Genomic DNA, 11475 nt, shown 5'->3' with positions numbered 1-11475 from the left:
GAGCCCCCGATTCGGGAAGGGGCGGGGTGGGGAAAGACGGAGCGGCGTCCGGCTGGGGCGGGAGTAGTGGGCGTATGTCGTTGATCGGGACCCTCGCGCGGCTGGAGGCCATGGAGGACGGCCGGGCGCGGGCGCTGGCCACCGTGCGGCACCGGCACGTGGCGGACCGGCCGCTGGTGCTGGTGCCGTTGACGACGGCGGGTGAGGCGGGAGCACCGCTCGGCGCGCTGGTCGGGACGGATCCGGAGGAGCCCCGGCTGCTCGTCGTACCGCAGCCGCGCGACCGCGACCTGCGCTTCACGTTCATCGCCGAGCTGGCGGAGGCGGTGCTTCCGTACATCGACGCGTACGCGGACGTGGTCGAGCCCGCCGAGCGGTCCGAGACCGACCCGGAGACCGGCAAGAAGGTCAAGGTCGCCGTGGAGCTGTGCGCCGACGCGCCGCAGCTCGTCGTGCCGAGCCGCGCCGGCGTCGAGTACGTACGGCTGCTCGGGCGGTCGATGCGGTTCCGGCGGACGGCCGAGCAGGACCCGGAGACGCCGTTCCCCGCGCCGCCGCGCGTCCCGCTGCTCGGGCGGTGGCTGACGCACTACGGGGAGCGGGCCCGCGTCCCGGGCTCGTCGCTGCTGGTGGCGGCGACGGACCTGCTGAACCGGCACTGGGCGACGGGCCAGTCGTCGCTGGAGGACCAGCACCTGGGCGCGCTGCTCGCGTGGATCGACCCGCCGGACGAGGAGTCGGGCGCGGCCGCCGCGCTCCGCGCGGAGCTGGGGCGGGACCGGGACGGCCAGTTGCTGTGCCCGCCCGCCGGGCCCGCGACCGACCCGGCGTTCGACAACCGGCTGCTGGCCCCGGCCGTCGAGCGGTACGACCGGGCCCGGCAGGCGCTGGGCGCGGCGGAGGACGGCGAGGCGGCCGACGAGCGGCTCGGCGAACTGCACCGCGCCGAGCGGGAGATCCGGCGCCTCGTCGCGACCCAGCTGCGGCCCACGTGGGACGCCGTGTGGCGGGTGCTCGGCCTCGTACGGGAGTTGCCGCCCGGGCAGCGGGTCGCGGACCGGTGGACGCGTGACCGCTGGTCGTTCACCGGGCACCGGGACCGGGTGCGGGCGGGCGAGCCGCCGCAGCCGCGCCGGGACGACGCGGTGACGGCCGCCCGGAAGCTGGCCGCGCGGGAGGCCGCGCAGGCGCAGCTGGAGGCGCAGGAGGCGCTGGACGACCCGCTGGTGATGGCGGGGCGGCGGCTGGCGGGCGAGGCGTTCGCGGGTGAGGTGCTGGACGTGACCATGACGTGGACGGATTCCAAGCGCCCGTCCCCGCGCCCGCTGCTGACGGTCCGTACGGACGACACCCCGCACGTCGGTGAGCGCGTGAAGGTGTACCGGTCGCTGGACGGCCGCCCGCAGACGGCGGAGTTCGTACGGTACGAGGGAGACGAGGGCGTCGAGGGCGGCGACAGGACGCTGGTGCTGCGCGTGCTGGACCGGATGGGCCGTGCGAAGGAGCCCGCAGAGGGTTCGGTTCCGCAGAAGGGCGACCGGATCGTGTGGACGCTGTTCGAACATGACCCGCGGGTGGGCCCGCAGCTGCCCGACCCGGAGGAGACCCCGTGGACCCACGGCGGCCCGCCGCGCACGGACGTCGCGGAGGCCCCGGATCCCGTCACCCCGGAGGACGTGCTGTGAACGAGGTGTTCGACCCGTCGGCGGCGGCCGCGCGCGCCACGGCGGGCATCCTGGAGGACACGCTCCACGGCGCCGCCAGGGGCGTGGTCGTGGACTCGCCGCCGGGCGCCGGCAAGTCGACGCTCGTCGTACGGGCCGCCCTGGAGCTGGCGTCGGCCGGCCGCCCCCTGATGGTGGTGGCGCAGACGAACGCGCAGGTGGACGACCTGGTGCTGCGGCTCGCCGAGAAGGACCCGGACCTGGAGGTCGGCCGGCTGCACGCGAGCGACACGGACGCGTACGACAAGGCGCTGGACGCGCTCGACACCGTACGCACGTCGACGAAGGCCGCGGACCTCGCCGGCCTGCCGGTCGTCATCTCCACGGCGGCGAAGTGGGCGCATGTGAAGAACGTCGAGCCGTGGCGGCACGCCATCGTGGACGAGGCGTACCAGATGCGGTCGGACGCGCTGCTGGCGGTGGCGGGGCTGTTCGAACGGGCGCTGTTCGTGGGCGACCCGGGGCAGCTCGACCCGTTCTCGGTCGTCGGCGCGGAGCAGTGGGCGGGCCTGTCGTACGACCCGTCGGCGAGCGCGGTGTCGACGCTGCTCGCGCACAACCCGGAGCTGCCGCAGCACCGGCTGCCGGTGTCGTGGCGGCTGCCGGCGTCGGCGGCGCCGCTCGTGTCGGCGGCGTTCTACCCGTACACGCAGTTCCGCGCGGGCACGGGCGCGGGCGACCGGCGCCTGGCCTTCGGGGTGCGGGGCGACGGCTCGGCGCCCGACCGTGTCCTGGACGAGGCGGCCGCGTCGGGCTGGGGCCTCCTGGAGCTCCCGGCCCGCCGCACGCCGCGCACGGATCCCGAGGCGGTGCGTGCCTGCGCTGTACTGGTGCGCCGGCTCCTGGACCGGGGCGCGGCGACGTGGAGCGAGCGCTCCGAGGAGGCCGCCCCGCTCACGGCGGACCGCATCGCGGTCGGCACCGCCCACCGCGACCAGGCGGCCGCCGTCCGCGCGGCCCTGGCGGACCTGGGCGTGCCGGGCGTCACGGTGGACACGGCGAACCGCCTCCAGGGCCGCGAGTACGACGTGACCGTCGTCCTCCACCCGCTGTCGGGCCGCCCGGACGCGACGGCGTTCCACCTGGAGACGGGCCGCCTGTGCGTCCTGGCGTCCCGCCACCGCCACGCCTGCATCGTGGTGTGCCGCGCGGGCGTCACGGACCTCCTGGACGAACACCCGTCGACGGAACCGGTCCAGCTCGGCGTGACGGTGAAGTTCCCGGACGGCTGGGAGGCGAACCACGCGGTCCTGTCCCACCTGGCGGAACACCGGGTGGCGTGGCGCCCGTGAGCTGTTCCCCACCCCACCCCTTCCCGAACTGGGGCTCCGCCCCAGACCCCGTTCGCGCCTGTGGGGGTACCCCCTGCTCGAAGAGCTTGGGGGAGATTGAGGAGCGGGGGTTCGGGGGCGGAGCCCCCGGGGGGCCGGACGCGGTCTTGCGGGAGGCGGGACAATGGGCGGGGGTCGTGGGGAAACGGAACGGCGGCCCGGGCACCGGAAACGTGGGGAGTCATCAATGGCGGAAACCGAGCGGAGCGAGCAGCAGCGGCGGCTCCGGCCCGCGCCTCTGCTCTTCGAGCCTGCGGAGGCCGCCTCCGACCCGGAGCACTTCTTCGACCTGGAGTCCATCGAGGACCCCCGCGAGCTGCTCGCCCGTTCCACGGAGCTGACGCTGGCGTTCCGTGCGGCCGCCGACCGGGCCGTGGAGTACCAGGCGGTCGCGGCGGCGCAGCTGGCCGATCCGCGCCGGTTCGACCGGCTCACCACCGCAGACATCGCCGAGCGCGCGGAGTGGACCGAGGACTATGCCCGGAAGATGGTCGAGTTCGGCCGGGACCTGCTGAAGGGCGCCGACCGCAACGGCGAGCTCTGAGGCGTACACCACAAGCGGCATATGCCGTGGGCGAACGATACCGGGGCGAACCCTGGCGCGTCCGGGTTTTCGGGAACTCAGCGGATCGGGACCGTCACAGCCGGTAGACCTGACGTATGAGCACATGGCTGCGACCCGAGACACCCCTGAGCCCCGCCCACGGCGACGTCGACGAGCGCCGTGACGATCTGTTCCGCCGGCTGCGGGACAAGGACCGGGACCGGGCTCGCGCCGGCTGCCCGCAGCACACGGCGCAGATCACCGCCGACGGCGCCGACTGGCTCGTGTCGGCCTCGGCGTACCCGTCGTCCACGCTCGCGCTGTGGGAGGCGCGCCCCACCGCGCCCGCCGTGCTGCCGTGCGGCACGGTCTTCGACGTCGTGAACGTCCCGGCCATCTTCGGGCGCCGACTCCTGGACCGGCTGTGGGAGGAGGGCCCCGGCTCGGGTCCTGTCGCCACGCACCGGGGCCGGATGCTGCTGTTCACGGCCCCCGGCACCGGCCGGCGGCTGCCGTCGCTGCTCGCCTGGGAGGAGTGGGGCGGCGCCGTCCCACCGATGCTCTGCCACAGCGTGGGCGACGCGGTCACACTGCCGCCCCTGGCGCCGGGCAGCGCCGACGGGCCCCGCTGGGTGGTCGCCCCGGACACCCGCTCCCCCTGGCTTCCGGGGCCCGAGGTGCTGCTCTGGGCGTGCGTCCGCGTGGCGCGCGCCACATCCGCCGGGGACGTGCGGGTATCGATTTCACCTGACCCCGATACGGGTGCTAATGTCTACGACGTCAGCAGGCGCCGCTAGCTCAGTTGGTTAGAGCAGCTGACTCTTAATCAGCGGGTCCGGGGTTCGAGTCCCTGGCGGCGCACAGACGGAGGAAGCCCCTCGCGGAAGCGGGGGGCTTCTTCGTGTGCGGGCACATACCGGGGACCGACGCTACGGGGTGATCTTCACCGTCCACGTCCCCGTCGGCGTCCGGTCCGCGACCTCCACCCGCGCGCCCTCGCCGGGCACCGTGAACGACTCGCCCACGCCCAGCGGCGCGTCCGCCAGCGGCGGGTACACCGAGCGGTCACGGCACGCCTCCGTGAGCGGATGGGTGTCCACGACCTCCACGGGGCCCGTGCCGGACGCCGCCTCGCCCCGTACGCGGTAGATCAGCACGCCCTCGGTGCAGGTGTCCCGGTCGTTGCCGGTGGCGCCCCTGGCCTCGACCGCCAGGACGCTGTGCTCGCCGGTGCGGATCACCGCGAGCCGGGTGCCGGGCGCCGTCGCCCCGTCGGGCTGCGCCGCCGCCAGCGGGTCCAGGGACAGGAGCTGCGGCTCCCGTACGCAGCGGACCTGCCCGGCGTCCAGCCAGCCCAGCTTCCACTTGTGCCAGCCGAAGAGCTCCGGCGCGAGCGCGAACTGGCTGCCCATGACGTCCCAGTCCCCGACGTGCGTGTCCCAGTCGCCCTTGCCGTCCACGGGCCGGTGGTACAGGTCCGGCAGGTCGAAGACGTGGCCGGTCTCGTGGGCGAGGACGTTGCGGTCCGGCGGGTGCCGTTCGAAGAGCGTGACGAACCGGTCGATGGCACGGCCGTCGGCGCGCAGCGGTGTGTGCAGGTTCACGACCTTCGTCGCGTCCGAGTCCACGCCCGGCGCGTCCGGGTCCGCGACCAGGTACACGATGTCGTACCGCGAGAAGTCCACCACGGGGTCCGCGACGGCCAGCGCGTCCCTCAGGTAGGCGGCGCGCCGGTCGGGCGCCCAGTCGCGCTGTATGGCGTACGCGGTGGAGGGGCGCGGCATCGGCAGCCAGCCGTGGCGCGGGTGGGCCCGCAGCGAGAACCTGCCGTACGAGGCCCGCTCGAAGAACCGGCTGGTCTCCGGGAAGTAGTCGGCGGCGATCTCCTCCGTGCCGGTCAGCGGGGCCGCGTCCGGGAAGGACAGGAAGAGCATCACGGCGTCCAGCCGGCGCTCGGGGCGCGGGTACGCGGTGTTCCAGCTGTCCAGGCCCAGGGAGTGGTGCGCCCCGGTACGGGGCAGGGCGCACGGGTCCGCCGACGGCGCGGCGGCCGCCGGGCCCGCCGCGAGGCCGGTCGCGGCGATCGCGGCGAGGCAGAACAGGCCCGCGGCCGTCGCCCGCAGGCTGGGACAGTGCACTCCCTCGGGTGGCTGCGCGGGCGGCGGCTGACCCTCCACGACGACCTCCGGTGCGAGAGACGGGACGTCTCACCACCCTGTGCGGATTTGACCGGAAACGTCCTGTTCCGCTGCCCCACTCGGGTGAGCGGCGACACACCCGGCGCCTCATGCGCAACTTCACTGACAGTCACAACCGGTCAGAGCAGAACCGACCCCCGCCACACCTGTGCAGAAACGATCGGCCGGAAGGGTGACCGGACCGCCCCGCCGCGCGTGGTTGTCCACAGCCCGGCGAAGGCGCTGGAACGCCCGCCGCGCGTGCCTCTATGATCGGCACACTTTCCTTGGCTGACCTCCCCCGACCACATCTGTACGTCACAACTGCCCTGCGGGAGCGAGCGGTGAGCGGAACTCCAGAAGGACCGGGACACACGGCAGTCGCACAGCTCGGCACGGCCCGACTGGCGATCACAGAGCGTGATGATTCGGGGGTCGCAGCCGACCCTCGTACGGCACCGCGGCACGAGCGGTACGCATGGCCCGAACGGCCGCCGCGAACCGGCCTCGTGACCGCGACCACCGGCTTCGCGATGCCGCTCGCGGGCCTCGCGGCCACGGGCACGGCCGACGTCGTCCCGCTCGTCGCCGGCGCCGCGCCCGCCCCCTCCTCCGCCCTCGCCTCCCTCTCCCCCGCCCCGGCCCCGGCCCCCGCCTCCGCCCCCGCCTCTGCCTCTTCCGCGCAGGCGCGGTCCCGCCCCCGGACGCACCTCGCCGAGCTGCGGGACATCCACGCCGCCTTCAACGCCGCGCACCTCGCCATGGCGGTCGTCGACCCCGACGGGCTGATCGTCCACGCGAACGACACGCTCGCCACGCTCCTCGGCACCGACCCGGCGTCGCTGCGCGAGCAGGCCGCCGCCGACCTCGTCGACCTGGCCGCCGACCGCCGCACCTGGCACGCCTACCGCGAGGTGCTGCGCGGCCGCCGCTCCCGGTTCCGCTGCACGCGCCGCCTCAAGCACCCCGACGGGCGGGCCCTGTGGGCGGAGGTCACCGTCGCGCCCGTGCCCCGGAGCCGCAACGCGCTGCTGTCCATCGCGGACATCAGCGACCGCCGCGCGCTCCAGGCCCGGCTGCGCCACCTCCAGATGCACGACCCGGTGACGCGGCTGCCCAACCGCACCCTGTTCTTCGAGCGCCTCACGTCGGCACTGGAGAACTCCTCGTACGACGACGGGGGCACCGGCCGGATCGGGCTCTGCTACCTCGACCTCGACGGCTTCAAGGCCATCAACGACACGCTCGGCCACAGCGTCGGCGACCGGCTGCTCGCCGCCGTCGCCACCCGCCTCACCGAGTGCTCCGACGGCGACGCCCACGCGCGCGGAGGCGGCCATCTCGTGGCCCGGCTCGGCGGCGACGAGTTCGCGGTCCTCGTCGAGGACTCGACCGGTACGGACCAGCTCGCGGAGCTGGCCGGGGCCCTGCTCGCCGCCGTACAGCGGCCGTTCGACCTGGCGGGGCAGCGGCTCTCGATGTCCGCGTCCATCGGTGTCGTGGAGCGCGTCGCGGCCGGCACGACGGTCAACGGGCTGATGCAGGCCGCCGACACCACGCTGTACTGGGCCAAGGCGGACGGCAAGGCGCGCTGGACGCTGTTCGACCCCGAGCGCAACGCGCACCGGATGACCCGCCAGGCGCTCTCCTCCACGCTGCGGCCCGCCGTCGACCGCGGCGAGTTCACGCTGGAGTACCAGCCGCTGGTCGGGATGGCGGACGGGACGGTCCGGGGCGTCGAGGCGCTGGTGCGCTGGAACCATCCGCGGTTCGGGACGCTGGCGCCGAATCGGTTCATCGGAATTGCTGAAGAAGACGGCTCGATCGTGCCGTTGGGGCGATGGGTGCTGCGGACGGCCTGCCGGCAGGCGCGGCGGTGGCAGCAGGACCATCCGGACGAGCGGCCGCTGTTCGTGAGCGTCAACGTCGCCGTGCGTCAGGTCTGGGACTCGGACCTGGTGGCGGACGTGGCCGAGATCCTGGAGGAGACCGGCCTGCCGCCGCACCTGCTCCAGTTGGAGCTGACCGAGTCGGCCGTGATGGGCTCCGCCGGGCGGCCCCTGCAGGCCCTCCAGGCGCTGAGCGACATGGGCGTGCGCATCGCCATCGACGACTTCGGCACCGGCTACTCCAACCTCGCCTATCTGAGCCGGCTCCCGGTGTCGGCGCTGAAGCTGGACGGATCGTTCGTGCGCGGCTTCCAGGACGAGGCGCATCCGAACCCGGCCGACGAGGTCATCGTCGAGGCCATGGTGGACCTCGCGCACCGGCTGGGTCTCACGGTCACCGCCGAGTGCGTGGAGACCGCGGGTCAGGCGGACCGGCTGCGGCGGATCGGCTGCGACACCGGCCAGGGCTGGCTGTACTCCCGGGCCGTGCCACCGGAGCGCATCGCGGAACTGCTGCGGGGAGACGCGGCGTAAAGGCAAGGAATGGGGGACCGCCCCTGACCGGGAGGCCGCGGCTCTCCGGTCAGGGGCGGTGGTGTGGGGGGTGGCTCTCCACCGGTGGGGGTGGGTCAGCAGGCTCCGAGGTCCTGCCACACGCCCCACTCACCGGTCGTTCCGGGCTCCTCGCCCTTCGTCCACCACTTGGCCTTCCACAGCCGGCCGTTGTGGGAGAGCTGCGTACCGCCCGTGTACTCGGCGGTCGCGACCCACGCCGGGGCCGTGCAACCGGTCGGCTCCGTCGGCGTCGGGGTCGGCGTCGGCGTGGGCTCGGTCGGCGTCGGAGTCGGCGTCGGCGTCGGCGTCGGGGTCGGCGTCGGGGTCGGGGACTGCGGGGAGCCGCCGACCGCGTCCACGATGTGGCGGAACAGCGTCGCGTTCTCGTCCAGGCCCAGCAGCGAGTACATCATCGCGCCCGCCAGGCCCCGGCTGTGCGCGTAGTCGGCGCGCGCCTGGATGGCCCGCTTGTCCAGACCGGTGAAGAACTCGCCGTCCTTGTAGAAGTAGGCGGCCTTCGCGTCGTCGTCCCAGAACGTGGTCGCCGCGTTGTCGACGACGCCGCCGAGCTCCTTGTAGTGCGCGATGCCCGCCTGCCGGCTCACCGGCCGGGCGGCCGAGGCGCCGGTCGCCGGCTGGGCGAGGCCGTTCTTCGCCCCGGCCGGCACGCCCTTCCAGCCGCGGTAGTAGAACTCGTACCCGAGCGTCAGCTTGTCCGCCGGGAAGCCGCCCGCGATGCCGTAGGCGGGCTTGCCGTCGATCCACGCGTCGATGGCGTTGTCGATCGAGTACTTCTCGGTGCCCGGCGCGATCGGGTCGGTCGGGTCGTCCGCGCCCGAGTACAGCGGGGACTGGTGGTACGTCGGCCCGTCGCCGTCCCAGGCGCCGTGCATGTCGTACGTCATGATGTTCGCGTAGTCGAGATACGCGCCGATCTTGTCGGTCTCGATGTGCCTGATCTTGTCCTGGCCTGCCGGGAGCGCGGCGGTCAGCAGGTACTTCTTGCCGCCGTGCGCGGCGCCGTAGGCGTCGAGCTGCTTGCGGAACTCGGCGAGGAGCAGCGTGAAGTTCTGCTTGTCCTCGGGGCCGTAGTGGTTGCCGAGGTGGCCGCCGTCGGAGCCGGGGTACTCCCAGTCGATGTCGATGCCGTCGAAGACGCCGGCCGCGGTGCCGGGTCCGCCGTAGCCGCCTTCGACGGGCAGGTCGCCCTGGATGTACTGCTTGATGCAGGAGGAGACGAGCTTCTTGCGGCTCGCGTCCGTCTTGGCCGCGTCGTGGAAGTACTTGGAGTACGTCCAGCCGCCCAGCGAGATGTTGATCTTCAGATGGGGGTGCTTCGCCTTCAGTTCCTTGAACTGGTTGAAGACGCCCACGATCGGCTGGTCCCACTTGTCGGCGACGCCGTCCACGCTGTCGGCCGCGGAGAACGAGCGCTGGTAGTCGGCGTACGAGTCGCCCGCGCCGTCACCGGCGTTGGGGTTGTTGTCGTCGCCCGCCGCCTTGTTCGCCATGAAGCAGGTGAGGTCGGTGGGGTGGATGTTGCCGAACGAGTAGTTGATGACGTCCAGCTCGGCCGCGATGCCCCGGGTGTCGAGGTGCTTGGGGTAGAACGCGTTGCCGTAGATGCTCCACTGGTCGTAGTAGGCGATCTTCACGCCGCCCGTGGAGGCCGCGGAGGGCGTGGTCTCCGCCGCGCGGGCGGTGTCGGGTCCGGCGACGGCGGCGAAGGCGCCGGTCGCGGCGAGCGCCATGCCGGTGAGCGCGGCGATCAGCGGTTTACGGGCGTGCACGAGCAGCCTCCGAGGGGGGTGAAGCGTAGGACGCGGGGCGGAAGTTGAAGAATTGATAGCCGCCGCGCGAACAGTGCGTCAATGGTCTGAACCAAAATGAGGACTAGACCAATCCGGGATCAAAAGCGCTCGTCAAAGCCCTGACGGCACAAAAGGAACCGCTCGCCACCGGCGGTGACGAGCGGTTTAAGGCTGCCTTAGGAATCTTGTGCGCCGCTTCCCGAGGACGAACCAGCCGGCGAACCGGTGTCCCCCATCCCGTACGCGTCAGCGATCAGTTCGTACGAGCGCAGCCGCGCCTCGTCGCTGTGCACATGGGCGGTGATCATCAGCTCGTCGGCGCCGGTGCGCTTGCGCAGCTCGTCCAGGCCGAGCCGCACCTCGTCCGAGGTGCCATGGACGACCCGCGCCATCCAGTCGTCCACGACGTCCTGCTCGACCGGCCCGTACGCGTACGACTCCGCCTCCTCCGGCGTGGGCAGCAGCCCCGGCCGCCCCATACGCAGCCGCACCATCGACAGCGCACCCGTCAGCGTCTGGCGGCGCGCCTCCCGCTCGTCGTCCGCGGCGAACGCGGAGACGCTGATCAGCGCGTACGGCTCCGAGAGCACCGCCGACGGGCGGAACGACGCCCGGTACAGGTCCAGGGCCTCCACGGTGTGCCGCCCCGAGAAGTGGTGGGCGAACGCGAACGGCAGCCCGAGCGCCCCGGCCAGCCGGGCGCTGAAGCCGGAGGACCCGAGCAGCCACACCGGCGGCCGCCCGCCGGGCCCCGCCGCCCCCTGCACCGGGCCCGGCACGGCGTGGATACGCGAGTACGGGTGCCCGTCCGGGAAGTCGCCGTCCAGGAAGCGGACCAACTCGGCGAGCTGCTGCGGGAATTCGTCCGCCCCCTCGTTGAGGTGGTCCGTGCGGCGCAGGGCGGCCGCGGTGGCGCCGTCGGTGCCGGGCGCGCGGCCGAGGCCCAGATCGATACGGCCCGGTGCCATGGCCTCCAGGGTGCCGAACTGCTCCGCGATGACGAGCGGGGCGTGGTTGGGCAGCATCACGCCGCCCGAGCCGAGCCGGATGCGGCGGGTGTGCGCGGCGAGGTGCGCGAGGATCACGGCCGGGGACGTCGAGGCGACGCCGGGCATGGAGTGGTGCTCGGCGACCCACAGCCGGTGGTAGCCGCGCCGCTCGGCCGCCCGCGCCGTCCGCGCGGCGGCGGCCAGCGCGCGGGTCGCGGTGCTGCCGCTGCCGACGGTGACCAGGTCCAGTACGGACAGGGGGACGGACGCGGTTCCGCTCGCCGCACCTCGTATCGCATCGCTCACCGGTGGCCCCTCCTGACGACGACGTCGGTACGCACGGCGCAACAGGAGGGACCATCCGCTTATTCCCCTACCCCGCCCCTTCCCGAAACTGGGGGCTCCGCCCCCAGACCCCCGTTCGCGCCTGTGGGGGTACCCCCTGCTCGAAGAGC

8 protein-coding genes and 1 tRNA gene are annotated in these 11475 nt (G+C 73.4%); 6 read left to right on the top strand and 3 right to left on the bottom strand.

The annotated features are described in order from the left end of the window. The first annotated feature begins 74 nt into the window (after positions 1–74). The 5 genes from HTZ82_RS29410 to HTZ82_RS29390 all read left to right on the top strand — a co-directional run bounded on the left by HTZ82_RS29410 (position 75) and on the right by HTZ82_RS29390 (position 4460). On the top strand, positions 75–1685 hold the full coding sequence (locus HTZ82_RS29410) for a hypothetical protein (RefSeq protein ID WP_175412431.1): 1611 nt from the start codon (positions 75–77) through the stop codon (positions 1683–1685). Continuing rightward, the gene (locus HTZ82_RS29405; RefSeq protein ID WP_175412430.1) at positions 1682–3016 is read left to right on the top strand and encodes an AAA domain-containing protein; all 1335 of its coding nucleotides are present in this window, start codon (positions 1682–1684) and stop codon (positions 3014–3016) included. Before HTZ82_RS29410 ends, HTZ82_RS29405 begins: the two co-directional genes overlap by 4 nt. Positions 3017–3242: 226 nt before the next feature. Continuing rightward, on the top strand, positions 3243–3599 hold the full coding sequence (locus HTZ82_RS29400; protein WP_175412429.1) for a hypothetical protein: 357 nt from the start codon (positions 3243–3245) through the stop codon (positions 3597–3599). A 116-nt stretch (positions 3600–3715) separates the two neighbouring features. After that, a complete protein-coding gene (locus HTZ82_RS29395) occupies positions 3716–4396 on the top strand; it encodes a bifunctional DNA primase/polymerase (protein ID WP_175412428.1) in 681 nt (226 codons plus the stop codon). Continuing rightward, positions 4387–4460, top strand: a tRNA-Lys gene (locus tag HTZ82_RS29390). Before HTZ82_RS29395 ends, HTZ82_RS29390 begins: the two co-directional genes overlap by 10 nt. Before the next feature lie 68 nt (positions 4461–4528). On the opposite strand, the gene HTZ82_RS29385 is transcribed toward HTZ82_RS29390, so the two are convergent. After that, a complete protein-coding gene (locus tag HTZ82_RS29385) occupies positions 4529–5737 on the bottom strand; it encodes a M6 family metalloprotease domain-containing protein (protein WP_175412434.1) in 1209 nt (402 codons plus the stop codon). Between the two features lie 800 nt (positions 5738–6537). Between HTZ82_RS29385 and HTZ82_RS29380 the strand changes: the two genes are divergently transcribed. Beyond that, positions 6538–8199, top strand: coding sequence for a bifunctional diguanylate cyclase/phosphodiesterase (locus tag HTZ82_RS29380; RefSeq protein WP_254712203.1), 1662 nt, complete (start codon positions 6538–6540; stop codon positions 8197–8199). Positions 8200–8294: 95 nt separating this feature from the next. Here HTZ82_RS29380 and HTZ82_RS29375 read toward each other — a convergent pair whose 3' ends face one another. Both HTZ82_RS29375 and HTZ82_RS29370 read right to left on the bottom strand, forming a co-directional pair. Beyond that, on the bottom strand, positions 8295–9971 hold the full coding sequence (locus tag HTZ82_RS29375) for a glycosyl hydrolase family 18 protein (RefSeq protein WP_375540875.1): 1677 nt from the start codon (positions 9969–9971) through the stop codon (positions 8295–8297). A 236-nt stretch (positions 9972–10207) separates the two neighbouring features. After that, positions 10208–11371 carry an LLM class flavin-dependent oxidoreductase gene (locus HTZ82_RS29370; protein WP_254712202.1) on the bottom strand — a complete coding sequence of 388 codons (1164 nt, stop codon included), beginning with the start codon at positions 11369–11371 and terminating at the stop codon, positions 10208–10210. Between the last annotated feature and the right edge of the window lie 104 nt (positions 11372–11475).

This window comes from Streptomyces sp. TRM64462, from assembly GCF_013362995.1.
Lineage (GTDB): Bacteria > Actinomycetota > Actinomycetes > Streptomycetales > Streptomycetaceae > Streptomyces.
This window is presented reverse-complemented; position numbering and strand designations above follow the sequence as displayed.

What these genes read in the sequence shown, in the direction of transcription:
- HTZ82_RS29395 (WP_175412428.1), top strand. Translation starts at nt 3,716, where the DNA reads ATGAGCACATGGCTGCGACCCGAGACACCCCTGAGCCCCGCCCACGGC.
- HTZ82_RS29410 (WP_175412431.1), top strand. Translation starts at nt 75, where the DNA reads ATGTCGTTGATCGGGACCCTCGCGCGGCTGGAGGCCATGGAGGACGGC.
- HTZ82_RS29375 (WP_375540875.1), bottom strand. Translation starts at nt 9,971, where the DNA reads ATGGCGCTCGCCGCGACCGGCGCCTTCGCCGCCGTCGCCGGACCCGAC.
- HTZ82_RS29400 (WP_175412429.1), top strand. Translation starts at nt 3,243, where the DNA reads ATGGCGGAAACCGAGCGGAGCGAGCAGCAGCGGCGGCTCCGGCCCGCG.
- HTZ82_RS29380 (WP_254712203.1), top strand. Translation starts at nt 6,538, where the DNA reads ATGGCGGTCGTCGACCCCGACGGGCTGATCGTCCACGCGAACGACACG.